The organism is Microvirga sp. TS319 (genome assembly GCF_041276405.1).
Classification (GTDB): Bacteria; Pseudomonadota; Alphaproteobacteria; order Rhizobiales; family Beijerinckiaceae; genus Microvirga.
In genome coordinates, this window is the sequence record NZ_JBGGGT010000002.1 from 2,320,203 (window position 1) to 2,344,289 (window position 24,087).

The following is a 24,087-nucleotide window of genomic DNA, read 5'->3' on the forward strand; positions in this document are numbered from 1 at the left end:
CTGGTTCTGTTGTGGGCCGATGCGGATCACGCCGCGCTCGGTCCGGGATCGTTGTTGTCGTCGTCGGGTTGAGCCGGTTCGCGGGTCGTGTCCGGCACCGGACGCTGCCGCGGGACGAAGCGGATCACGTTTCCGCCGGGCTGCTCGGTCTCCTGGGGAATCGGCTCCGGTTTGGGGTCTTCTCGGGAATGATGCACGGCACGATCTCCAAGGTGTCGAGTGCGGGTCTCAGCAAGGGCCGTCCGGAGAATCTGTCCCAGGAAAGCGGATGAAGGGGGGCCTGCGTCGCCACGCATGGGATGTCGGTCCGGACCGCTGTCCAGACTCGCTGGATGCACGGACTTACGCTCCGCCAGGCGGAGCACGCGTTTGAAGAAATGATGAAGCATACCGCCGCACCGGATGCACCGGCATCCGGCCTCACAAGACGTCCGAAGGTCGAGGGATCTTGAAGTCCAGCTATCGTGGAACGCCCCGAACTCGGAGCGCGGATATGCGTCGAGCCCGGGGCTACTTGCCCGCGATGAGGTTGCCTGACCGGTGCAGGCCGCGACGGATGTGTGCGAAGCTCAACATGATGCCTGATGCTCGTACAGATTGGGGCGCTTGTCAAATCGTGCGCCGGCGGCAGGTCCGGGGAGCTCTAACCCGAAAGAGCAAGGTCCGGCCGGTTTTTCGCCAAAACGATGCGCTCTTTCCAAGAACGGAGCATCGGATCGATCCCAAAAGTGCAAATCCACTTCCCGCGTCCGGTGCTCTAGAGCCTTTTCCGCAAAAGTGGATGCCGGTTTTGCGAAGAAAAGGCGTCTTTCTCAAACAACAAATGCCTTTTCCGTGAACCGAAGTTCATGGAAAAGGCTCTAGGTCGCGTTTCTTGCCGTGCCCCGGGACGCGTTCCTGCCTGTCGGGCCGCTGAAGGTACGGGCCGGCGTGTCGAGCCGGGCCTTCTCGTCCGCCGTGAGATGACGCACCGAGCCCCGCGCGAGATCGCCCAGCCGCACGCCGCCCACGTCGATGCGGACCAGACGAACGACCTCCGCCCCGACAGCGGCGAGCAGACGGCGGATCTGACGATTCTTGCCTTCGTTGAGGACGATCTCGAGCCACGCGTTGCGCGTGCCGTTCCGAAGCACACTCGCGCCCTTCGCGACTAGGCGCTCCCCGTCGAGCACCATGCCCTCCAGGATCGGCTCGAGCGCGGCCTGTTCCAGCCTGCGGTCGATCTGCACATGGTAGGTCTTTTCGACGTTCGACGCGGGATCCAGCACCCTCTGGGCCCAGCGGGTGTCGTTGGTCATGAGCAGCAATCCCTCGCTCGCCTTGTCGAGGCGACCGACGGGCGTGAGGAACGGGAGATCGAGCCCCTCCAGGCAATCGTAGACCGTGGCCCGCTCCTGGGGGTCGTCGCGGGTCGTGACGAGTCCGCGCGGCTTGTTGAGCATCACGTAGACCTTGCGCTCGGCCGCGACGGGCTGGCCGTCGACCGCGATGCGGGCGCGTCCGGGATCGACCCGGACGCCGGGGTTGCGCGCAATCCGGCCATCGACGCGCACGCGTCCCTCGGCGATCAGCGCCTCGGCTTGAGTCCGCGAGCAGAATCCGAGCTTCGACAGGGCGCGCGGCAAGCTGACCACCGCGTCGGAATGACGCCATGGCCCGCCCGCGCCCCGCGATCGGGGCGGTTTCATGATGATGATGGACCCTCGGCTCTCAGCTCGTGAAGAACTGCTGCGTTCCATGCGCCTCGATGGCGCCGGCGAGGCGGGAGAGCGCATGCACATAGGCGGCGCTGCGCAAGGAGGTCCCCTTGTCCTGAGCGAGCGACCAGATCGCCTGGCCTTCCCGCTCCATCATCGTCTGCAGCCGCGCATGAACCTCGTCGACGGTCCAGTAATAGCCCTGCCGGTTCTGCACCCATTCGAAGTACGAGACGGTGACGCCGCCCGCATTGGCCAGGATGTCGGGAAGAACGATGACGTTCTTGCGCGTCAGGATCGCGTCCGCTTCGGGCGTGATCGGACCGTTGGCGAGCTCGAGGACGACGCGGGCCTTCACGCCTTCGGCATTGCCCTCGTGGATCATGTCCTCCAGGGCCGCCGGAACGAGGACATCGCAATCGACGGAGATCAGCTCCTCCGCCGGCAGCGATGAGACGCCGTCCGATCCCGCGAGGGCCGTGACGCTCCCCTGCCCCTTGGCGGCGAGCAGCTTGCCGACATCGAGGCCCGTCGGGCAGTGAATCGCCCCCTTGGAGTCGGAGACCGCGACGATCTTGTATCCGTCCTCGCCGAGGAGCCGCGCAATATGCTGGCCCGCATTGCCGAAGCCCTGGATGGCGACCCGGGCGCCGGGCGCCAGCCCGAGCTGCCGCGCCAGGTGCCGGACGAGATAGTATCCGCCGCGCGCCGTGGCGTCGTCGCGCCCGAGCGAGCCGCCCAGGGCGATGGGCTTGCCCGTGATCACCGCCGGCGTCGCGTCGCCGACGATGGAGGCGTATTCATCGGCCATCCAGCCCATGATCATGGAATTGGTGTAGACGTCGGGCGCCGGAATGTCGCGGTCGGGCCCGATGATCTTCGAGAAGGCCTGAATATAGGCGCGCGACAGGCGCTCGAGCTCGGCCTTCGAGAGCGTGTGCGGATCGACCCGCACGGCGCCCTTGCCCCCGCCGTAAGGCAGGTTCATCACGGCGCATTTGAAGGTCATCCAGAATGCAAGCGTCTCCACTTCCTCGATCGTGGAGTCGGGGTGGAAGCGGATGCCGCCCTTCGTGGGGCCGCGCGTATCGTCATAACGGCAGCGCCAGGCCATGAAGGATTTGCGGGAGCCGTCGTCCATGCGGATCATCAGGCGGACTTTCGTCGTCTCACGCGGATATTTCAGTTTTTCCAAGACGTCCGCATCGAGATCGAGGTGCCGGGCTGCCTCGTCGAGGCGGGTCAGTGCCTGGTCCAGCATGGAGGCTGCTTGCAATCTATCTTACTCCTGTCATTTGTTTCAGATCGGGCAGGTTGCCGTTACGGAGCCTTAATGGCGGCTTCCGCTTTAAAGCGCAACAGCTTCGGGTCGTTTCCCGGCTACGGAAAACGCATGGCAGCCAGGACAATTCGCGGCCGGAAAGCGGCCAAGCCTCCCCGCCGGGCAACCTGTTTCGAGACGATGCCGCACAGAACGGGGGCAGCATCGGAGGCGACATCGAGCCCATCTCCGATGCTGTATGTCTGTGTTCTCAAGCATCTTTTCACGCAAAACCGGTATCCACTTTTCACGTTCGATGCTCCTTGGTCTTGAGCATCTTTTCACGCAAGACCGGTACCCACTTTTCACGTTCGATGCTCAAGGCTCCCGGGGTCGGGTTCGCACGGCCGCGCTTCCCGTGTCGACGGCCAGGCTTAACCGTGAGATGATCCCGAAAAGGGGCGATCGACTTCTGCGGTGACATCATGGCACGAGCGCGGGGCAAATCGAACGCAGGCAAGGGATCCAGCAACGACGGATCCCGCAAGCCGCGCCGGACCGCGGGTTCCTCCGGAAAGGCGCGGGCGGTGCGAAACGCCCCGCGCTCCGCCCCCACGGCTCAAACCGACGACATTCCGAGCGATGCGAACGCCTCCATGGTCTCGGCCCCGCCGTCCATTCGCGTCGGCAATCGCGAATTCTCCGGATCGAGCCAGAAGCTCGGACCGCATGTTCTCGATATTCTGCCGGACATGCCGGACATCAGGGACCGGATCTATCTCCCGCACCTCAGGGCCCTGCTTCCCGGCATCTATCCGAGAATCGCATTTCCGGTTCGCAACCAGGGCAAGGATTCGAGCTGCACCGGTTTCGCCCTGGCCCATGTCATCGACTACCTGCGCGCTCGGGAGGTCGGACCGGACCGCCCCGAGCCCGTGAGTTCGCGCATGCTCTACGAGATGGCGAAGCGCAACGACGAGTGGGAGGGCTCCGCCTATGAGGGATCGAGCATCCGGGGAGCCCTCAAGGGCTTCTACCAGAACGGCGTCTGCAGCGATGCGACCGCGCCGGACAAGCCCGGCATCAAGCGTTGGGCGCTGACCTACGACATGGCGAAAGAGGCGCGGGAAACCCGGCTCGGCGCCTACTTCCGGGTCCAGCCGGACATCAGCGACTACCATGCGGCGCTCAACGACATCGGCGTCATCTACGCCTCCGCGCAGATCCACTCCCATTGGGACACGCCGAAGGACGGCCTCATCGAACCCGGAGGCGACCCGATCGGCGGCCACGCCTTCGCCATCGTGGGCTATGACGACGCCGGCTTCTGGATCCTCAATTCCTGGGGGGCGGAATGGGGCGTCAACGGCATCGCCAAATGGACCTACGCCGATTGGGCGAACACGATCATGGACGCCTGGGTGCTGCAGCTCGGCGTCCGCGCTCCCGCGACGTTCGGGGCCGCCCCGGGCGTCACCCCGTCGAGCGCCACGGGCCTGTTCGGCTTCAACGAGCCGACGCGGAGCGACATCATCGGCCACTACACGAATATCGACGATGGAACCCTCGTCACGTCGGGCAAGTACGGGTCCCCCACGGACACCGAGATGCAGGAGACCGTCGAGCGCCTGATCGACCCCGCCTCCAACGGCAATCAGGGCTTCGATCATCTCGTCATCTACGCGCATGGCGGGCTGAACACGCTCGCGGCCGAGGCCCAGCGCATCGCGATTTGGAAGAGGAACGACATCTACGGCCGCAACCGCATCTACAACTTCCATCTGATGTGGGGCTCGGGCTTCATCGACGAGGTCTTCGGCCAGCTGTCGCAATCGCCCGCCGTCGGTCGCGCCGGAGGGCGGATCTCCGACTGGTTCTTCGAGGCGGGCATCGGCAAGCAGACCGGCTCCTATGCCTGGCGGAACATGAAGCAGGACTCCCTGATGTCGTTCGGCGGCACGCCGGAATATGACGGCGGGTTCAAGGGATTGTCGCCGCTCCTCTCCGGACTGGACGGCGCGCCCCGGCGGCCCAAACTCCACCTCGTCGGGCACAGCGCCGGAGCGATCGTGCTCGGATACCTGTTGTCCGCTCTCGATCGCTTCAAGCTCAAGCGGCTCGAGCTCGGATCGGTCCATCTGATGGCGCCGGCCTGCACGACCGCTTTCTTCGAGGAGCATTATGAGCCCTATCTGACCGGCAAGGGCGGACTGAGGCTGCAGGACCGGATCTATCTGTACAACCTGACGGACCAGCTCGAGCAGGACGACACCGTATCGGCCAATTTCCCCCTGCTTCCGTCCTATGGCCACTCGCTGCTCTATCTGGTTTCGAGAGCCTACGAGCAGGCCCCGAACACGCCCCTTGCTGGCATGCAGATCTATGCCCGCGGGCTGCCCTCTCACGCCAAGCTCGATATCGCCTATTCGACCGGAACCGGCGGGAAAACCGCCTCGCGCAGCCATGGCGGCTTCGACAACGACCCCGCGACGCTCGGAACCATCATGTCACGGATTCTCGGGAAGCCCGCTCCCCGTCCCCCGAAGGCCGACGAGCTGACCGGGTACTAGCGCATCGTGCGGACCCAGCGGGCCGCGCCAGCGAAAAGTGGACCCGGTTTTCGCAGCATGCGGTGCGCTGTTCCATCGTGGGAGCATCGTGCGATGTCTTCCCCGACGCAAATTGCAGTGTTTTGACGCATTCGGACAAGAACGCGTCACATAAGGTCAAGCCGCATTCGCGCTACGGCCTATAATAGTCCTCGATGTGCAAATCGCCGCGGAGAAACGACATGGTTCGGTTCGCAGGCCTTCTGGCATTGCCCCTGCTCGCTTCGGTCGCCTGGGCGGAAGGGGTCCCGCGCTTCGACGTCACCTCCATGTGCCGGGCCGCTCCGCGCCTGGACGCCAACGACAAGGACACCGACAAGAACTGCGTCCGCGACGAGACCGACGCCCGGAACGAGCTGGAGCGGGAATGGGCCGGTTACGATCCCCGGCTGCGGGCGAGGTGCACCCGTGAAACCACGATCGGCGGCTCCCCGAGCTATGTCGAGGTGCTGACCTGCATTCAGGAGGCGACCGCCAACGCTCCGCCAGCCGCGCAACATCGTGCGCGCGGCAAATGAAGCGGACGGCACGATTCTCGCGCATCGTCAAACGATGCGCGGTTCTATCGTGGGAGCAGCGCTCCTGAGAACCTCGACGACACGGCTCATTCCGCCGGAGCCGCGGGCGAGACGCCGGTGACCTGGGCGGAAGGCTCCTCGCTGAGCCAGCGGTAGAGCACGCCCCCGAGCGCACCACCGAGAAGAGGCGCGAGCCAGAACATCCAGAGCTGCCCCAGCGCCCAGCCGCCGACGAACAGCGCCGGTCCGGTGCTGCGGGCCGGATTGACCGAGGTATTGGTGATCGGAATGCCGACGAGATGGATCAGCGTGAGGCCCAGCCCGATGGCGATCGGCGCGAACCCGGCCGGCGCCCTGCCGTGGGTGGCCCCCATGATGATGAACAGGAACATCATGGTGAGCACCACCTCGGCCACGAAGCCGGAGATCATGCTGTAATGGCCGGGCGAATGCGCGCCGTAGCCGTTGGCCGCGAAGCCCTTGGCGAGATCGAAGCCGGGAGCCCCGATGGCGATGGCGTAAAGCACCGCCGAGGCGATGATGGCGCCCACCACCTGGGACACGATGTAGGGCAGAACGTCCTGCCTGGGAAAGCGATTGCCCGCCGCCAGGCCGACGGTCACGGCCGGGTTGAGATGGCAGCCCGAGATGTGACCGATGGCGTAGGCCATCGTGAGCACCGACAGGCCGAAGGCGAACGCGACACCCAGAAGGCCGATGCCGACCTCGGGGAAGGCGGCCGCGATGACGGCGCTGCCGCAGCCCGCGAAGGTGAGCCAGAAGGTGCCGATGCCTTCGGCGACGCATTTGTGCATGTTGGTGGGATTGCGCAGATCCATGGAAAGCTCCTTGGAATCATCGTGGCGAACCTTCGAGCGACGTCGCGGCGCAACGCGTTCGAAGGTTTGACGCGATGGACATATTACCGGCTCACGACAGTTCCGCGTGCCCGGCCGCCCGGCGTTCTGCACGAGCATCCGTTTCCTACGGTAGAGGGCGAGATCAAAGCACAGGTGCGGACCTGAGTTGCGCAGTAGCCGCCGACACCGGCCGAGCTCTGGTACGGGTAATTGTAATACGGGTATGTTGCGGCCGCTCCCAGCAGGCTGCCCGTGACGAGACCGACGCCCAAGCCACCGTAGTAATTCCCATAATAGTTCCCGTAATACGGATATCGACCGGCATACCGTCCGTAATACGGGTATCGGCCGTAACGCCGATAATACGGATAGCGTGCGTAGTTGCGGCCATAATAGGGATAGCGGCCATAACGCCCGTAGCCTCCGATCCGGTTATCGAAACGGTTGCCTCGGTAGTTGATCGCCGTCCGGCGAAAGCCCGCTCCCCCCGGACGAACGGCAGAGACGCGGTTGAACCCGCCGCGAGGGATGTACATCCGGTGTCCTCCGAAGCCACCGCCAAATCCTCCACCGCCGAAGCGGGCTCCGCCTCCCCCGAAGCCGCCTCCGCCACGGCCGCCGCGCGCCTCCGCATCTCCTGGAATGAGAAGAGCACTCATCAGCAGAGCGCACAGAATCAAGAGCATTCGCTTCATGGCCACGCTCCTTCTTGGCGGCATCCAGAAGGCGCGATCTGGGAACGATCGCGCGGAAAGTGCATTATGGCCGCTTTGCGGAAGGCTGCTTGATCGTTTGAGACACGGCTTGCCTGTTTGCGACGCGCTAGAGCATCGTGCGAAAAAGTGGCCCCGGTTTTTCGCGATAACGATGCGCTCATCTAAGAAGGGAGCATCGGAGGGAATCCCAGAAGTGGATTCCACTTTTCACGCCCCATGCTCTCGAGCCCGATTACACGATGGACGAGAGCGCGCCCGGCCCGTGCGACAGGACCGTCGCCAGCAATCCGAGGCCCCGCTCCAGCATGGCCCGGCTCTGCGCTGCCCCGAGGGAGACCCGGATGGCGTCGGGCGCAGGGCCGACCGCAAAGGCCTCGCTCGGCACCAGGGCGAGGCCCGATTGCCGCGCATAGACGTTGAGATCGGCCCGATGCCAGCGGTCCGGCAAGGTCAGCCACAGGTGGTGTCCTTCCGGGTGGCTCTTGAACGCGAGCCCTGTCAGCGCCCGGCCGGCAATGGCCTGACGCGCAGCGCTCTCCGCGCGGACCGCCGCCGTGACGTCGTCCAGGGTTCCGTCGAGGATCCACCGCGAGGCCAGGGCGGCCATGAGGGGCGGGACCATGAGGGTCATCGCGCGGATCTCCGCCGCAAGCCGCAGCGTGTCCGACAATCCCGGCGTGACCACATAGGCCGTCCGAAGCGCAGGCGTCGCACATTTCGACAGGGTGGCGATATGCCAGGTGACATCCGGCGCAAGGGCCGCGATCGGCGCGGGCGCCTGCCGGGGCAGCGCGCCATAGGCATCGTCCTCGATGATCTTGATCCCGTGCCGCCGCGCGACCCCGGCGATGGCCTCGCGCCGCCCGGTCGACATCGTGGCGGTCGTGGGATTGTGAATGGTCGGGACGCAATAGACCGCCTTCGGCCGCTCGCGCGCGCACAGCTCCTCCAACGCGGCGGGATCGAGCCCCTCCTCATCCATCGCCACCGGGATCAACCTCACCCTGAGCTGCTCGGCGATCGCCCGCAGGCCCGGATAGGTGAGATCCGGAACGCAGAGGGCGGCGCCCTCCGGAGCCAGAACGCGCACGACCGCATAGAGCGCCGTCTGCGCCCCGCCCGCCACCACCATGCGATCGACCGGGACCGCATCGAGGCGCGGCGCGAGCCAACGGGCGCCCGCGGCGCGGTCCGGGCCGGCTCCGATGCTCTCCTGGTAGTGAAGATGCATCAGGCCCTGAGGAGCGTTCAGAATGCCGGCAATCCCGTCCTGAATGCGCTCCCGCAGCTTCGCCTCCGGCGGCTGCGGCGGCATGTTCATGCTCAGATCGATGATCGGAGATCCGGAACGGTCGGCCTCATCCTGTGCCGAGGCCCCTCCCCGCACATAGCTGCCCCGCCCCGTATTGGCCTCGATCAGCCCCATCCGACGCGCCTCGTTGAAGGCCCGGGTGATGGTGGTGAGGTCGACCCCGAGCGCCTTCGCGAGCAGGCGCTGCGCCGGCAGGCGCTCGCCCGACCTGAGGCGGCCGGACTGCACATCGGCTCGCAGCGCCCTGGCGATGGCCAGGTATTTGGGTCCGCTGTCCTTCTCGATGCGCGGCGTCCAGGACAACATGCTTCCTTGACCTTCTTGTCTTGCAAATGTATGGCTCATGCCCAACATACATTATGGATGCCGTGGCCTGACGGAAACCTATCAACGTCAGCTCCACGCTTCGACCCACAAGGGGAACCTATCGCGCATTGTATGGATAGTCAAACCATACATTGACACTCGTCCCGGAGCCGGGCGCAGATCTGAAGGAAACCACATGACCATGAACCCCTCGGCAAGGGAGGCCATTTTCAAGCACGGCCTCATGTGCCGCTGCCCCCGGTGCGGCAAGGGCCGTCTGTTCAACGGATTCCTCAAACTCGCCCCGCGCTGCGAGGCCTGCGGCCTGGATTACTCCTTCGCCGATCCGGCCGACGGCCCTGCCTTCTTCATCATGATCATCATGGGTATTCCGGCGGCGGGCTTCGGCGTCTGGATCGAGATCATGTGGGAACCGTCCATCTGGGTCCACCTGCTCACCTCAGGGCCATTCCTGCTGCTGACCTGCATCCCGCCGATCCGCATCGCCAAGGGCATGCTGGTCGCGAGCCAATACTTCCACAAGGCCGAGGAAGGCCGTTTCGCCGTTCCGCCGGCAGCCGCACGGAACGAGCAGACCGCCTCCGGGCGGACCGTGTCTGAGACCTGAGCCGACCTACGCCTGCTTTCACAAGCGGATTGGCCGCCGTCGACCGTTCGACGGCGGATCCGGCGCGCTGTCCGATGCGCCGGAACTCCGGCTCGCGCAGCTCGGACGTGAAACCGGTTCCCCCCTTGCGTTCGATACGCTCATGCGCGGCGGACGGCATTTGGGAGGCGAATGTCCTCGGCGGGCCGTGACGCCGGCAAAACCCTCCGCAGCCCGATCCCTCACCACAACCCTGCCGACCACCCGAGGCGCTGCGTCCGAGCTCCACGTCCGGCCACGGCGCTTGGGCCGCACTTGACTTACGTCCCCTCATGTCCGAAGTTTCAGAAAATACTGAAATTTCGGAATCGTCATGAATCTCCCTCCCCTCGTTCAAACCTTCGTGCTCCACTTCGGCGAGATGGGATCCCGCTGGGGGATCAACCGGACCGTCGGGCAGATCTATGCCCTGCTGTTCGTCTCGCCCGACGCGTTGAACGCCGAGGACATCGTCGAGCGTCTCGGCGTATCGCGCTCGAACGTGAGCATGGGCCTCAAGGAACTGCAGGCCTGGAACCTCGTGCGGCTTCAACACAAGCCCGGGGACCGGCGCGAATATTTCTCCACGCCCGACGACATCTGGCAGATCGTCCGCAGCCTCGTCGAGGAGCGCAAGAAGCGCGAGATCGACCCGACCATGACGCTCCTGCGCGAAGTTCTCATGCAGGAGCCCGCAAGCGCGGAGGAGCGTCATGCGCAGGAACGCATGCGCGAGATGCACGATCTCTTCGAGCTTCTGACGGGCTGGTACGCCGACGTCCGGCGGCTCGATACGGAGCGCCTCGTCCAGCTCCTGACGCTGGGCTCGAAGGTTCAGAAGATCCTGGAAATCAAGGATCGCCTCTTCGTCGTTCCGGGCTCCAGGAAGAGCCGCAGCGACGTCAAGGATCAATGACATGTTCGATCAGTTCGACGCGCTTCTCCTCGCGCGTTTCCAGTTTGCGTTCACGGTCTCGTTTCACTTCATCTTCCCGGCGTTCTCGATCGGTCTGGCGAGCTATCTCGCCGTGCTCGAAGGGCTCTGGCTGTGGACCGGGCGCGAGGTCTATCTCAACCTGTTCAAGTATTGGCTCAAGATCTTTGCGCTCGCCTTCGCCATGGGGGTGGTGTCAGGCATCGTCATGTCCTACCAGTTCGGCACCAACTGGGCGGTGTTCTCGGACAAGGCCGGGCCGATCATCGGGCCCCTGATGGCCTACGAGGTCATGACCGCGTTCTTCCTGGAGGCGGGCTTCCTCGGCATCATGCTGTTCGGCATGGGCCGCGTCGGCCGGAGGCTGCACTTCGCCGCAACGCTCGCGGTCGCCGTCGGCACCTTCATTTCCGCCTTCTGGATTCTCTCGGCCAATTCCTGGATGCAGACTCCGGTCGGCTACCTGGTGAACGAGGCCGGGCAGTTCGTGCCCCAGGACTGGTGGGCGATCATCTTCAACCCGTCCTTCCCGTACCGCCTCGTGCACACGGTCATGGCGGCCTATCTCACCACGGCCCTCGTGGTCGGCGGAGTCGGCGCCTGGCATCTCCTACGCGATCGCGCCAACAAGGGCGCGCGGGTGATGTTCTCGATGGCCATGGGAATGGTGGCGCTCGTCGCCCCGCTCCAGATCCTCGCAGGCGACATGCACGGCCTCAACACCCTCGAGCATCAACCGGCCAAGGTCATGGCCATGGAGGGCCATTTCGAGAGCCATCCGGACGGCGCGCCGCTGATCCTGTTCGGCATCCCCGACCAGGAGGCCGGCACGGTCCGCAACGCCATCGCGATCCCGAAGGCATCCTCGCTCATCCTCAAGCACGACCCGAATGCGCCCCTGAACGGGCTCGACACGGTCGATCGCGCCGAATGGCCCTACGTGCCGGTGGTGTTCTGGTCGTTCCGCATCATGGTGGGCCTCGGCTTTCTGATGCTCGGCCTGGGAGCGGCGAGCCTCCTGGCCCGTGTCCGGGGCCGGCTCTACGACTGGCGCTCCCTGCACTGGCTCGCCCTGTCGATGGCCCCTTCGGGCTTCGTCGCCGTCATCGCCGGCTGGGTGACCACGGAGGTCGGCCGCCAGCCCTTCACGGTCTATGGCCTCCTCAAGACGGCGGCCTCGGCCTCGCCGCTCGAGGCGCCGGCCGTCGCGACCTCGCTGCTGACCTTCATCGTCGTCTACTTCATCGTATTCGGCGCGGGCACCGGCTACATCCTCAAACTGATGGGCAAGCCGCCGCACCACGGAGAGACGGGACCCGAGGCCGGACCCGATCACCCGATCCGCGCGGCCGGCATCACTCCGGCGCCCGCCGTCGATCCGAACCGTACCCTGGCGCCTCGTGCGAAAAAGTGGCCCCGGTTTTTCGCAAAAACGATGCGCCCCTCCAAGAAGGGAGCATCGGATTCGATCCCAAAAGTGGAGTCCACTTTTGGGTCCGATGCTCTAGGCGCAGAGACCTGAACCATGACCGCTTTTCTCGATCTTCCGACCCTCTGGGCCTTCATCATCGCGTTTGCCGTCTTCGCCTATGTGGTGATGGACGGTTTCGACCTCGGCATCGGCATCCTGTTCCCGTTCTTCGAGCCGGGCCCTGAGCGCGACAGCGCCATGAACTCGGTCGCCCCGGTCTGGGACGGCAACGAGACGTGGCTGGTCCTGGGCGGCGGCGGCCTCATGGCGGCCTTCCCGCTCGCCTATGCGATCATCCTGCCGGCGCTCTATGCGCCGATCATCGCCATGGTCCTGGCCCTGATCTTTCGCGGCGTCGCATTCGAGTTCCGCTGGCGCGATCCCGGCCATCGGCGGTACTGGGATTTCGCCTTCACGACCGGCTCCATCGTGGCGACGCTGGCGCAGGGCATCACCCTCGGCGCGCTGCTCCAGGGCATCGAGGTCGAGGGCCGGGCCTATGCGGGCGGCTGGTGGGATTGGCTCACGCCTTTCAGCCTCCTGGTCGGGTTCAGCCTCGTGATCGGCTACGCCCTGCTCGGCGCGACCTGGCTGGTGATGAAGACCGAAGGCGCGGCCCAGGATCACAGCTATCGCCTCGCCGGCAAGCTCGCTCTCGGGCTGATCGCCTGCATCGGCGTGGTGAGCGCCTCGACGCCGTTTCTCAGCGCGGCCTATTACGAGCGCTGGTTCGACTGGCCGCAGGTCCTGTTCACCGCGCAGGTGCCCCTGCTGGTGGCTCTCTGCTCCGGAGCCTTGCTGGTGGGCCTTGCGCGACGCTGGGAGTATTGGCCGTTCCTTTTGACCCTCGCCCTGTTCGCGCTCTGCCTCCTCGGACTGGGGATCAGCATGTTCCCGCACGTGGTGCCGAGCGCCGTCACCATCCATGATGCAGCGGCCCCCCATGCCAGCCTGGCGTTCATGCTGGTCGGCGCGAGCGTGCTGCTTCCGATCATCCTGACCTATACCGGCTATTCCTACTGGGTGTTCCGCGGCAAGACCGGTCCCGAGGGGTACCATTAATGCGCGGCCCGAGCGAACCCCACTCCGCCCTGCGCCGCTGGCTGTGGTTCATCGGCCTGTGGGCGGCCGGCGTCGGGACGACGGGAGCGGTCGGCCTCGTCATCAAGTTCTGGCTGAGCTGAAGACCGCGCGGAGGCGACAATCTCCGCGCAGTCCCCACTTTTCCGCTCGCACGATGCGCTAGGGAGAAGCAGGCTCGGCGGTGTCGCCGGATGCGTACCGGCGGGCGAGCACGGCTCCGACCAGAATCTGGATCTGGTTGTAGAACATGATCGGCAGGACGATCATCCCGAAGCCCGGAGCGGCCGCGAACAGCACCTTCGCCAGCGGCAGGCCGGATGCGAGGCTCTTTTTCGAGCCGCAGAACACGGCCGCGATCTCGTCTCCCCTGGAGAAGCGCAGGCGCCTCGCGACGAAGGCCGTGAAGGCCAACACGACGGCCAGCAGCAGGAGACACAGCACCGCCGTCAGGGCGACCGATGCCGGCGGGACCCGCGACCACAGGCCGTCGACCACGGACTGCGAGAACGCCGCATAGACGATCAGCAGAATGACGGCCTGGTCGAGCTGGCCGATCCGGCGTTCGTGCCGCGCCATGATCCCGGCGAGCCAGGGACGCGCGATCTGACCCGCCACGAAAGGAAGCAGGAGCTGGACCACGACGTCGGTCAGCGCCGTGCCGAGATCCATGCCCTGATCGACGGAACTCCTTGTGAGCAGCGACAGCAGAATGGGAGTCAGCAGAAGTCCGAAGACATTCGAGGCGGCGGAACTGCAGATGGCCGCCGGGACGTTGCCGCGCGCCATGGCCGTGAAGGCGATCGAGGACGACACCGCCGACGGCAAAGCCGCGAGATAGAGGAACCCCAGGAGCAGGTCCGCCGGCAGCCAGGCGCGCGGCAGGATGCCGAACGGCACCACGACCAAGGGGAACACCAGAAACGTGATGGCGAAGATGAAGAGGTGAAGCCGCCATTGGACCAGTCCCGCAATCACCACCTCGCGCGGGAGGGCCGCACCATGCACGAAGAACAGGAGCGCGATCCCGAGGATCCCCAGGGTGTCCAGAGCCTCGGCGCTCGCTCCCTCGGCCGGGACCATGGCGGCGAGCGCCACCGCCGCCATGATGAGCAGAAGAAACGGGTCGATCTTGCGCATTCGTGAGTTCCAATCGGATCGTTGAAGGCGGACCGCCGGTGGTGATCCGTCGCGCCACGGGATGGCGCGGCTTCCTGGTTGCGTCGGGCGTCAGAGGGTCCGGAAGAAGCCGTCGACGACGATCCAGACGAACATCGGATACAACGGGAGCCCCACGATCGTGCCGATCAGGCGGCCGAGGCGGACCGCCGGGTCGGAACTCGGCTCGTCGCCGATCAGCTTTTCGAGCATCGTGGCTTTCATCGGACAATCTCCTCCGGCTTCTTGCGACTTTCTCGCGGTTTCTTGCGCCACCGGGCCTTTCGCGCCGGGAGCCGGACTGATAGATACGGCCGATCTGGATTGGTCTATAAATTGGTCTGGAAGCATGCCAGGAACCCGGCTGACGGCGGAGGCCGCGACACGGCGGCTCCGCGCCTATCTGAGACAGCAGGCCCATCGGCCCCAGGACCGGCTGGAGCCGGAACGGGTTCTCGCGGCCCGGATCGGCTGCAGCCGGGAGACCCTGCGCGGCGCGCTCGCCGTTCTGGAGAGGGAGGGGCTGATCTGGCGCCATGTGGGGCAAGGCACCTTCGTCGGACCGCGCCCTGCGCACGAACCGATCCGCCCATCCGTTCTGGCCGAGATGGCCTCACCCGCCGACGTGCTCGACGCGCGCCTGCTGATCGAACCGCCCATCGCGGGCGGAGCGGCGTTGCAGGCGAGCGCCGACGATGTCGCCCTGCTCCGCGGCTACGCGCTCAAGAGCAGCGCCGCGCCAGACTGGCAGGCCTATGAGCAGGCGGACGATGCCTTTCACAAGGCCATCGCGCGGATGACCGGCAATCCGCTGCTGATCGCGTTTCTCGACGTCCTGTCTTCCGTGCGGGGCCGCGCCCGCTGGCAGCGGCAGCACGATCTCGCCTTCCGCCGGGCCCGCAAGAAGGAATATGCGGCCCGGCAGGGCCGCATGCACATGGCCATCGTCGAGGCCATTGCCGCGCGGGATCCCGCGGCCGCGCAGCAGGCCATGTTCGATCATCTGAGCGCCGTACGGGCGATCATGGTGCACGAGACCGCGGACCGCGACGAGCGTGCATGATTGTGCGCGATCCACGCGCTCTCTCGAAGAAGGGAGCATCGGATCAGCCTATAGTCCCATGCCCGGAGCCTGCCGGAACCTTGCATTTGCAGGCAGCGGGGCTATGTTATCAGTGTCATGTTCAAGCTCGTGAAACCTCTTCGCTTCATGGCGCACGCGGGCTGCCTCAAAGCAGGCGGGTAGGCCCCGACGGCCGGCTGGACCCTCGGGTCGCCGGCACTCGGGGGCATGAATTCTCCCTTAGACCATCCGTGAGCCGTCGCCGGTGCAGCTGGGCATATGGCGGTCCGTTTCCTGTGCCCGATCCGCCGGAGCGCACGCACCGCACAGCCGGCCGGAGGACCGCTCCTGAGGAGGTTTCCATGAACGTGCAGCACGATCTTCCGCCGATTACCCTTGCGACCAGCGATTACAACCGCCTGCTGTTCACGGCGATGATGCGACAGAAGCAGAACCGCCGGATCCCCGATTTCCTGCTCAAGGAGCTGCGCCGCGCGACCGTCTGCCATCCGGCAAGCCTGCCCGAGGATGTGGTCTCCACGAATTGCCGCGTGATCTATCGGCTCGACGGCGAGCCGAGAACCCGCGCGCACCTGCTCGTCCATCCGGAAGACCTGATCTGGCCCGGCGCGGAGATCGCCGTCACGTCTCCCCTCGGAACCGCGCTTCTCGGCCTGCGCGTCGGCGACCGCATGCCGTTTGCGGAAACGGACGGCCACCTCCACGAAGTGTACGTGGAGGGGATCGGCCTGCGTTTCCTGGACGATGGCTCGACGGTCACGCGCTCTCCGGGCGGCCTCGCATGGGTGTGACAATCATGGGTGTGACAATCGGCGGATGACATCATGATGAGGCAAGGAAAGCTGTCACCCGTCACGATTGCGGCGGGAGACTACGAGCGTCTCACCGGGCTCGTGACGGTGGGCGCGAACGATCCGGGCGATCGCCCCGCCGCCGCGATGCTCGCGGGTGAACTGATGCGCGCGACGATCGTGACGGATCATGCGATTCCGCGCACCGTCGCGACGATGCATTCGCGCGTGGAGTTCCGCGACGACGTGACCCTGGACGTTTGCTGCGCCACGCTCGTCTATCCAGGCGAGGCGGACGAAAAGCCGGACAGGATCTCCGTGCTGTCTCCCATCGGAGCCGCTCTCATCGGACTTCGCGAAGGCCAGTCGATCGCATGGCGCACGCCGAAAGGATGGCGCAGTCTGACCCTGCTGCAGGTTTTCTATCAGCCCTACGGACAATTCGTCGTACCGTGGCGAGACCGAACGTGATCCAGCACCGCATCGGACCCGAAAGTGCAAATCCACTTCCCGCGTCCGATGCTTCGACATTTCGGTCCTGAGCATCTTTTCACGCGAAACCGGTTCCCACTTCCCGCGTTCGATGCTCTCCTCGCTAGAGCATCTTTTCACGCAAAACCGGTTCCCACTTCCCGCGTTCGATGCTCTCCTTGCTTGAGCATCTTTTCACGCAAAACCGGTTCCCACTTTTGCGTTCGATGCTGTCGTCAAAGCGGCACGAAGCCTCCGGCCACGCGGGGCCCGACCGCCTCGACCTCGACGCAGGCCTCGGGCGCCGCATCGGAGCCGAGCAGCGGCATCCTGTCGCCGGCGCGCAGCCCGAGCAGGGATAGCCCGACCGGCGTCAGGACCGACAACTCGGCCGGCGGCCACATGTGATCGTCCGGGTGGATCAGCATGCGCTTTTCACATCTGTCCTCGCCGGCGATCCGGTAGGTCACGAACGTGTCCAGCACGGCGACGTCGTCGGGGATTTCATCCGGCCCGCAGATCGTGGCCCGTCGCAATTCGCGCAGAAGCGGCGTCGCGAGCGGGTGCATCTGTCCGGCGAGACGGTCCGCCGTCCGCGCGAGCCGTTGATGGTCGCGCCGTGTCAGTGTGATCGGCGGCAGGAAAGCACTCATCGTCATCAACTCGTTCCAGATACGTCAACCACGTCCCGCGTCCGATGCTCGAGCACGCCGCTCTACGGAACGGGTCCGCTGTCCGGATGCGACGATGGATTTCCGCCGGGAAGGATCGCCGTCGCGGAGATCGCCACGATCGCGGCGGGATCGACGAGCCCGGAAACCTCCACAAGGGCCATGGCCGGGTCGTGGCTCCCCATGATTTCCCGATAGACGACGCCGATCTCGGGAAGCCGGGTCCTGTAGTGGTCGATGTCGAGCACGTACCAGGTCATCTGCGCGATGTGCTCAGGGGCGCCGCCCGCCTCCGCAAGGACCGTCCGAACGTTCCGCAGGGCCTGGCGTGCCTGCGGGACGAGCCCGATCGTGGTCACCCTTCCGGCATTGTCGGTGGCGATTTGACTGCCGAGGAACACGAACGTCCCCGTCCCGGCCACCGCGTGCGAATAGCCGTGCGGGCTCGGCCACTTGGATGGGTCGATCCTTCGAAGCGGCGTCGCGGCGTTTGGTGAAACGGTCGTCATGATGTCCTCCTGGCGGCCTTCGCGATGCATGCAGCCTGTGCGAAGCCGGGTTGATCGAGTGCGACGAGGAATAGCCCCGGGACGGAGCTGCCGCCCCGCCCCGGGTCTCAGGACCCCGTTTTGAGGAACCCCGGATTCATCGGCGTCTCGACCCTGGAGGAGAACGCGGGAGCGAGCGCGAAGGCCGCCCTGTGCACCTCCGGCGTGTAGTAGTCCGTCGAGCCCTGCAAGTGATGGAAACGGTCCTGCAGCACGCCGTAAGACGGCCGCAGCCCCTCGCGCGTCTCTCCCGCCGCGACGAGGGCGAGCATGCCGCCCGCGTAAGTCGGGACCGGCGCGAGATACGGCCGCACGCCCGGGAAGGAGCCGGACAGGCGTCCGCAGACCATCGTCAGCTCCTCGGACTGGAAGAACGGCGCGCCGCTCTGAACGACAACCACCCCTCCGGGACGAAGCCGTCTTTTGCACGCCTCGTAGAACGCCGCCGTGAAGAGCGACTCCCCCGGCCCCATCGGGTCCGTCGAGTCGATGATGATGACGTCGAACAGTTCGCTGGTCTCGCGGATGTAGCGCGTCCCGTCCATGACCAGCACCGTCGCCCGGGGGTCGTCGAAGGCTCCGCCCGAGACCATCGGAAGAAAGCGCCGCGACAGGTCGATCACCTCGCCGTCGACCTCCACCATCGTGACACGCTCGACCGGATGCCTCAGCACTTCCTTCAGGGTGCCGCCGTCGCCTCCTCCGACGATGAGAACGTCCCGCGCCGAGCCGTGAGCCATCAGCGGAACGTGAGCGATCATCTCGTGGTAGATGTGGTTGTCGCGTTCCGTCAGCTGCACGGCGCCATCGAGCACCAGCACCTTCCCGAAGGCCTCGTTCTCGAAGATCAGCACGTCCTGGAACTCGGTCCGCCAATGGTAGAGCACCGTGTCCATGCTGAGCATCTGCCCGTAATGCCCGGAGAGCCTCTCCTGAAACCACGTCATAGGATCACTCCCCGCTTGTGCTCGGCCAGCGTCACCATTCCGGGCAGGAACGCCTCCTTCAGAACATCGATCGCTTTGTGCGGCTCGGCATTCCCGCACATGAAGATATCGACCGCCGCGTAGGAAACCTCGGGCCACGTATGGATCGAAATATGACTTTCTGCCAGAACCGCGACTCCCGAGATCCCGCCATTCGGGCTGAAGCGATGGAGGTCGATGTTGAGGAGCGTTGCCCCTGCACGATCGGCGGCATCCCGCAGGGCCTGCTCGACCAGGGACAGATCGTCCAGGCTCGCGGCGTCCCAGAGATCGACGATCAGGTGGGTGCCGGCAAAACGGAGTCCGTCGCGGCTGACGAAATGGTCGAGGCGCTCGTCACGGGCGGCTGCAGCCTTTGAGGAAAGAGACGCGAGAGGTCTTATCCGGTCAGCGTGATGCGGACGGCTCTCGAAGCCGCGCGCGGGCAGGCGCAGGTCCGGGGCGGCGATCACGCTGAGGCGGGTGGTTTCGGGCATTCATGTCTCCGTTGGCAGAGTTTCTGCCGATTGCAACAGAGGGAGCGGCGCAGTCGACGCGGACCGCGGGATCAGGCATCCGCGCGATGAGCGCGGAACGTGGCGCTCACGCGGGCCGAAGACGCACGAGCGATTGAATCGGATGCTCCTCCTCGAGGAGCGCATCGTTTGAGCGGACCCGAAGGGCCGCACGATGCGCCAGCATCCAGCTTACAGGCCGTGTGAAATGGCAGGATCTTGCGCCCCGAACCCGGGGTGCGGATGCACGTCGAGTTCGGGGCTACTTGCCCGCGATGAGATTGCCTGCACGAAGCAGGCCGCGACGATAGTGTGCATAGCTCAACATGATGGTTCGATGCTGGTACACATCGCTCCGTTTGTCAAATCGGCGCCGTTTTCGGCATCCGGACGCCGTCGAAGGCTGACGTGCTGCCGCCACGCCATGCATCGCTGGTGAGCACGATATGGAGGGCCTCCGCATCCGTCGCGGACCGGAGCCGCATCGCGACCTCCCGGTCGCGCAGGCGGCGCGCCACGCAGGCCAGGGCCCGCAGATGGGTGGATTCCTTCCCGTCAGGGCTCAGCAGCAGGAACATGAGATCGGCCAGTATGCCGTCCGCCGCGCCAAAATCGTGCCCGGGATTCAGCCGCGCAAAAATTCCGACCGGCCGCGCAAGCCCGGGAAGTGACGCGTGGGGGATCGCGACGCCGCGTCCGAAGCCGAACGTGGAGGCTCCCCATTGCTCCAGGACAGCGCGGCGGATGGCGTCGCAACCCAGATCCGTCTTCGCTGCCGCGACACGGGCAAGTGCATCGACGGCATGCGGGACATCGCGCGTTCGCAAGCGCGAAATCACACATGCGGGAGAAATCAGAGATGCCATCATGGTGTCCCCCATCGACGAGCCGGCCCGGTTCGACGGACCATTCGGCTCCCATATGGAAATCGGCTTTGGCTTCGGACGGGGTGCCGCCGCGGGTTCACAGGCCCGTTTGGAGAAGACCATACCGAAACATCACTCGCAGGTTGAGAAGAAGCGCGTTCATGACATTACGGCAACGCTTCTCTGCAAGGTAAGTTCAAGAAGAGGCTGGAAACTATCCTTTAGAGCCTCACGCGGCGGACCTTCGCCTCGTTCACGCGATCGTGGGAACCTCAGGCTTGAATCACTGGATTTTCAATCTATCTTGAAAGCACCATGCCGAATACCGTCAGCGCTCGCCCGATAGCCCTCCTTGCTTCAAGCCGCTGATCCCGGGCGCAAGATTCCTGGCTTGCCCCGGGAGCCCATGCCCGTCGGCATTCATGCATTCCACGATTGCGGCTCGTTCGAGCCGATCTCCCCGGCTCACCCGCGAAAAGGTCCAGGCGCGCGTTCATCCGGGCACTCAATATCTGTTTTAGGAGAACGAGGTGTCTACGCCTTCCATCGTCCCGATGATGACGTCCATCGATCATGCACATCTCCGGCGCATTGCATCGGCCGGCATGCGGATCCGCAGAGCGCCCCCTTCGGCGCAGATCCTTGCAATCGAACTGGAGCGGGCACGCGTGGTCGATCCGGTGCGACTTCCTTCGAACGTGATCTCCATGCACTCCGTATTCGACTTCCGCGACGGCATTACGGAGCAGGTGCGCCGCGCCATGCTGGTCTACCCGGGCGAGGAGGATGCGGGGCTGGGGCGGATCTCCGTCTTGTCGCCTCTCGGCGCCGCGCTGATCGGATTGGCGGAGGGGCAATCCCTCGCGTGGCGCAGCGCCACCGGTGCCCGACGGACCTTGCACGTCATCCAGGTGGTTCATCAGCCCGAACGGGAAGACATGTCCCAAGGCGACATGATGCAAAAGGACATGAAGGACGCGGCAGTGTCGGCGCGGGACAATTCGGGTCGCGTCATCCCCTGACAATGCAAAGGGCCGGAGGAAACCTCCGGCCCTGCAACGGATTTACGCAGTCGCCGAGACGGACGCCTGGTCCTTGAAGCGGTCCTCCATTCGTTGCCTTCTCCGGTGGAGCTGTCGACCGATCTTCCCGAGCGCCTGGTCGAAGGCTTGATCACAATCGCCCGCGACCGCTTCCGCAATCATCATCTTGAGCGTTCCGACCTGCAGATTGATGGTGCACGAATAGGAATGACCATCGCGCCCGAACCCGACCGTCGCGTGGTTCAAGCTCCCGAAATGCGATCCGGCGACATGCATGAGTCCTTCCTGCACCTTGGAGGGCAGCGCCTCGTCGAGATCGATATTGCGCCCTTTGACCTTGATCGAAGCGTGTGCGCCATTCTGTTTCATGGGTATCTCCTTCATGAAATTGCGACATGGAAGTTTTCGAGACGAGGCACCCACCTCGTCTGAAGTCCCCGGACGGCGCCGTCCGGAAATCGGAATGCGTAGGATCCGATCGGCCGACCGATCCTGTAGGAACACCAGGGGCACCGTGCCGCGGCTCTTGGCAGAATGCGCTTGCAGATGCCGCAGACGTCCCGTCGAACGGGCTTCAACATCGATGATCTCCTGTCGCGAGCCGATGCTCGCCGTGATGGTCTCGTGAGGGAGGCCCGGCACAGAAGGATTGGCGTCAGCGGTCATCCGTCCGCGTCGCCCCCTCCCGGAAAAGCGCCTATCCCCTTCCGCCGAGACGGAACGTGTGTGTCGCGGCCACATGGGCGGCGAGAATGAGCGTGAGAGAAGCGCAGACTCCCAGGACGCTGACGGAGGCTGCGAAGCCGAACGTCTCTCCGAGACTGTCCCAGAAGATGAGCTGTGCGAGCGTTAGGCTGAAAAGGACCGCAAGAATGACAACCGACATGACCTCACCGTTCGGCCGTCTCCGTGAGACGCCGTTGCTGAATCGATGATTGTGTTCGCAAGCAAACCCGCGCATCGGATCGCTTCACGATGCGGATGCGAAAGAGACTATCGCTGGTCGGGCTACTGCCGTGTACCGTTCATCCCCGGACAAAAGAGTCCGGGGCTCAGGCTCCCGTCTTCAGACGGCCTGCGCGGAAAGCGGAAATGGTACGGATCTCGGACATGACAGGCCTAATCTCGGCTTTGTCATCACCGAAGTCAAGGTTGCTGCAAGGTTGCTGACAGCGCGCCGGATAACGCCGTTTGCCAGTGCCCTGCGCCCGCCTCGAGCGGCGGACACGGGGATCGGTCCTTGCGGCCGGCATGACGGGAGCAATCCTCCGTCGAGCGTCATCCATGGACCTAAGCTCCCGGCATGGCGTTAGAGCATCGAACGCGGGAAGTGGGAACCGGTTTTGCGTGAAAAGATGCTCGGGAAAAAGATGCTCGGGAGCTTGGGCTTACAGCATCCGATGTGGGTTCGATGTCACACCCGATGCTGGAGGCAGACGACAGGGGATATGAACCGGAGATCCGAGCACGCAAGCGCGAACCCTGTAGTGCTGCACCGTCCGGATCGATATCGTCGGTTCGCATCGCCCCGCATTCCGGATACAGCTTCGCATCCCCGGAACCAGCAGATTCACGATAGGATATTTCAATGGACAAGCGTCGGCTCGGCCGTTCGGACCTCATGGTTTCGCCTCTCTGTCTCGGCGGCAACGTCTTTGGCTGGACCGCCGACGAGACCACCTCGTTCAAGCTCCTCGACGCCTATGCCGGGGCAGGATTGAACTTCATCGACACGGCGGATGTGTATTCGTCCTGGGTTCCCGGCCACGTGGGAGGCGAATCCGAGACCATCATCGGCAAGTGGATGAAGGCTCGCGGGAACCGGTCCTCGCTGATCATCGCCACCAAGGTGGGGTCCGAGATGGGGCCCGGGAAGAAAGGGCTCTCCAAAGCCTATATCCGCTCGGCCGTCGAAGCCTCGCTCCAGCGGCTGCAGACGGACTACATCGACCTCTACCAGTCACACCGGGACGATCCGGATACGCCTCAGCAGGAAACCCTCGAGGCCTATGCCGAGCTGGTCCGGGACGGCAAGGTGCGGGCGATCGGCGCCTCGAACTTCACGGCGGAGCGCCTGCGGCAAGCGCTGGAGACCAGCGCGAAGCACGGCCTGCCGCGCTATGAAAGCCTCCAGCCGGAATACAACCTGTACAACCGCGCCGGTTACGAGAGCGAGCTGGAGCCGCTTTGCCGAAGCCAGGAGATCGGGGTCATTCCCTATTATGGCCTCGCCAGCGGATTCCTGACGGGCAAGTACCGCTCGGAGGCGGATTTCGGCAAGAGCCCGCGCGGCGGTCGAATGAGCGCGTATCTGAACGAACGCGGCAGGCGCATCCTCGCGGCCCTGGACGACGTCGCCGCCCGAAAGAGCGCGAGCTTGGCGCAGGTCGCCCTGGCTTGGCTGATGGCGCGGCCTGGACTGACGGCGCCGATCGCCAGCGCCACGAGCCTCGAGCAGATGTCGGATCTCGTGGCATCGACGAAGCTCCACCTCGATTCCGGCGACATCGAACAGCTCGACCAGGCCAGCGCCTAGAGCATCGAACGCAAAAGTGGGAACCGGTT

General features: G+C 64.9%; 26 protein-coding genes. 11 read left to right on the top strand and 15 right to left on the bottom strand.

The features are described from left to right. Positions 1 to 26 precede the first annotated feature (26 nt). From AB8841_RS20250 to AB8841_RS20260, 3 genes are all read right to left on the bottom strand, one after another. Entirely contained in the window at positions 27 to 197 is a 171-nt protein-coding gene (locus AB8841_RS20250; protein WP_370437598.1) for a hypothetical protein, read from the bottom strand. A gap of 663 nt (positions 198 to 860) precedes the next feature. Further along, entirely contained in the window at positions 861 to 1,688 is an 828-nt protein-coding gene (locus AB8841_RS20255; protein WP_370437599.1) for a pseudouridine synthase, read from the bottom strand. A 22-nt stretch (positions 1,689 to 1,710) separates the two neighbouring features. After that, a complete protein-coding gene (locus AB8841_RS20260; protein WP_370437600.1) occupies positions 1,711 to 2,958 on the bottom strand; it encodes a Glu/Leu/Phe/Val dehydrogenase in 1,248 nt (415 codons plus the stop codon). Between the two features lie 887 nt (positions 2,959 to 3,845). Here AB8841_RS20260 and AB8841_RS20265 point away from each other — a divergent pair. Beyond that, positions 3,846 to 5,528, top strand: a complete 1,683-nt coding sequence (locus AB8841_RS20265; RefSeq protein ID WP_370439327.1) for a C1 family peptidase — start codon at positions 3,846 to 3,848, stop codon at positions 5,526 to 5,528. 221 nt (positions 5,529 to 5,749) lie between these two features. Further along, on the top strand, positions 5,750 to 6,085 hold the full coding sequence (locus tag AB8841_RS20270) for a hypothetical protein (protein ID WP_370437601.1): 336 nt from the start codon (positions 5,750 to 5,752) through the stop codon (positions 6,083 to 6,085). Positions 6,086 to 6,171: 86 nt separating this feature from the next. Here the strand turns inward: AB8841_RS20270 and aqpZ are convergent, their stop codons facing one another. The 3 genes from aqpZ to AB8841_RS20285 form a co-directional block, all read right to left on the bottom strand. Beyond that, complete coding sequence (gene aqpZ / locus AB8841_RS20275; RefSeq protein WP_370437602.1) at positions 6,172 to 6,924, bottom strand: aquaporin Z; 753 nt, start codon at positions 6,922 to 6,924, stop codon at positions 6,172 to 6,174. An 83-nt stretch (positions 6,925 to 7,007) separates the two neighbouring features. Next, entirely contained in the window at positions 7,008 to 7,640 is a 633-nt protein-coding gene (locus tag AB8841_RS20280) for a hypothetical protein (protein WP_370437603.1), read from the bottom strand. Between the two features lie 253 nt (positions 7,641 to 7,893). Further along, the gene (locus tag AB8841_RS20285) at positions 7,894 to 9,279 is read right to left on the bottom strand and encodes a PLP-dependent aminotransferase family protein (RefSeq protein ID WP_370437604.1); all 1,386 of its coding nucleotides are present in this window, start codon (positions 9,277 to 9,279) and stop codon (positions 7,894 to 7,896) included. 196 nt (positions 9,280 to 9,475) lie between these two features. Between AB8841_RS20285 and AB8841_RS20290 the strand changes: the two genes are divergently transcribed. The 4 genes from AB8841_RS20290 (at position 9,476) to cydB (ending at position 13,392) form a co-directional block, all read left to right on the top strand. Next, positions 9,476 to 9,907, top strand: coding sequence for a DUF983 domain-containing protein (locus AB8841_RS20290; RefSeq protein ID WP_370437605.1), 432 nt, complete (start codon positions 9,476 to 9,478; stop codon positions 9,905 to 9,907). Between the two features lie 352 nt (positions 9,908 to 10,259). Continuing rightward, complete coding sequence (locus AB8841_RS20295; RefSeq protein ID WP_370437606.1) at positions 10,260 to 10,841, top strand: GbsR/MarR family transcriptional regulator; 582 nt, start codon at positions 10,260 to 10,262, stop codon at positions 10,839 to 10,841. A gap of 1 nt (position 10,842) precedes the next feature. Continuing rightward, complete coding sequence (locus tag AB8841_RS20300; protein ID WP_370437607.1) at positions 10,843 to 12,381, top strand: cytochrome ubiquinol oxidase subunit I; 1,539 nt, start codon at positions 10,843 to 10,845, stop codon at positions 12,379 to 12,381. A gap of 3 nt (positions 12,382 to 12,384) precedes the next feature. After that, positions 12,385 to 13,392: a cytochrome d ubiquinol oxidase subunit II gene (gene cydB, locus AB8841_RS20305; RefSeq protein ID WP_370437608.1), complete on the top strand. Its 1,008-nt coding sequence runs from the start codon at positions 12,385 to 12,387 to the stop codon at positions 13,390 to 13,392. Positions 13,393 to 13,572: 180 nt separating this feature from the next. Here cydB and AB8841_RS20310 read toward each other — a convergent pair whose 3' ends face one another. Then, positions 13,573 to 14,550, bottom strand: a complete 978-nt coding sequence (locus AB8841_RS20310; protein ID WP_370437609.1) for a bile acid:sodium symporter family protein — start codon at positions 14,548 to 14,550, stop codon at positions 13,573 to 13,575. 90 nt (positions 14,551 to 14,640) lie between these two features. After that, entirely contained in the window at positions 14,641 to 14,793 is a 153-nt protein-coding gene (locus AB8841_RS20315; RefSeq protein WP_370437610.1) for a hypothetical protein, read from the bottom strand. A gap of 124 nt (positions 14,794 to 14,917) precedes the next feature. On the opposite strand from AB8841_RS20315, the gene AB8841_RS20320 reads away from it, so the two are divergent. The 3 genes from AB8841_RS20320 (at position 14,918) to rnk (AB8841_RS20330) (ending at position 16,914) form a co-directional block, all read left to right on the top strand. Beyond that, positions 14,918 to 15,631, top strand: a complete 714-nt coding sequence (locus AB8841_RS20320; protein ID WP_370437611.1) for a FadR/GntR family transcriptional regulator — start codon at positions 14,918 to 14,920, stop codon at positions 15,629 to 15,631. A gap of 362 nt (positions 15,632 to 15,993) precedes the next feature. Further along, a complete protein-coding gene (locus AB8841_RS20325; RefSeq protein ID WP_370437612.1) occupies positions 15,994 to 16,443 on the top strand; it encodes a GreA/GreB family elongation factor in 450 nt (149 codons plus the stop codon). A gap of 33 nt (positions 16,444 to 16,476) precedes the next feature. After that, positions 16,477 to 16,914, top strand: a complete 438-nt coding sequence (rnk, locus tag AB8841_RS20330; protein ID WP_370437613.1) for a nucleoside diphosphate kinase regulator — start codon at positions 16,477 to 16,479, stop codon at positions 16,912 to 16,914. Positions 16,915 to 17,150: 236 nt separating this feature from the next. Here rnk (AB8841_RS20330) and AB8841_RS20335 read toward each other — a convergent pair whose 3' ends face one another. The 5 genes from AB8841_RS20335 to AB8841_RS20355 form a co-directional block, all read right to left on the bottom strand. Beyond that, positions 17,151 to 17,573, bottom strand: coding sequence for a transcription elongation factor (locus tag AB8841_RS20335; protein WP_370437614.1), 423 nt, complete (start codon positions 17,571 to 17,573; stop codon positions 17,151 to 17,153). A gap of 56 nt (positions 17,574 to 17,629) precedes the next feature. After that, entirely contained in the window at positions 17,630 to 18,094 is a 465-nt protein-coding gene (locus AB8841_RS20340; protein WP_370437615.1) for a RidA family protein, read from the bottom strand. 107 nt (positions 18,095 to 18,201) lie between these two features. Further along, on the bottom strand, positions 18,202 to 19,080 hold the full coding sequence (gene speE, locus AB8841_RS20345) for a polyamine aminopropyltransferase (RefSeq protein ID WP_370437616.1): 879 nt from the start codon (positions 19,078 to 19,080) through the stop codon (positions 18,202 to 18,204). Further along, a complete protein-coding gene (gene speD, locus AB8841_RS20350; RefSeq protein WP_370437617.1) occupies positions 19,077 to 19,595 on the bottom strand; it encodes an adenosylmethionine decarboxylase in 519 nt (172 codons plus the stop codon). The genes speE and speD overlap by 4 nt, the downstream gene beginning before the upstream one ends. Before the next feature lie 380 nt (positions 19,596 to 19,975). After that, positions 19,976 to 20,482, bottom strand: coding sequence for a PTS sugar transporter subunit IIA (locus AB8841_RS20355; protein ID WP_370437618.1), 507 nt, complete (start codon positions 20,480 to 20,482; stop codon positions 19,976 to 19,978). Between the two features lie 527 nt (positions 20,483 to 21,009). Between AB8841_RS20355 and rnk (AB8841_RS20360) the strand changes: the two genes are divergently transcribed. Continuing rightward, positions 21,010 to 21,501 carry a nucleoside diphosphate kinase regulator gene (gene rnk, locus AB8841_RS20360; RefSeq protein WP_370437619.1) on the top strand — a complete coding sequence of 164 codons (492 nt, stop codon included), beginning with the start codon at positions 21,010 to 21,012 and terminating at the stop codon, positions 21,499 to 21,501. Between the two features lie 42 nt (positions 21,502 to 21,543). On the opposite strand, the gene AB8841_RS20365 is transcribed toward rnk (AB8841_RS20360), so the two are convergent. Further along, on the bottom strand, positions 21,544 to 21,891 hold the full coding sequence (locus tag AB8841_RS20365; RefSeq protein WP_370437620.1) for an HPF/RaiA family ribosome-associated protein: 348 nt from the start codon (positions 21,889 to 21,891) through the stop codon (positions 21,544 to 21,546). Positions 21,892 to 22,219: 328 nt separating this feature from the next. After that, complete coding sequence (locus AB8841_RS20370; RefSeq protein ID WP_370437621.1) at positions 22,220 to 22,408, bottom strand: hypothetical protein; 189 nt, start codon at positions 22,406 to 22,408, stop codon at positions 22,220 to 22,222. 702 nt (positions 22,409 to 23,110) lie between these two features. Between AB8841_RS20370 and AB8841_RS20375 the strand changes: the two genes are divergently transcribed. Beyond that, positions 23,111 to 24,058, top strand: a complete 948-nt coding sequence (locus AB8841_RS20375; protein WP_370437622.1) for an aldo/keto reductase — start codon at positions 23,111 to 23,113, stop codon at positions 24,056 to 24,058. The last annotated feature ends 29 nt before the right edge of the window (positions 24,059 to 24,087 follow it).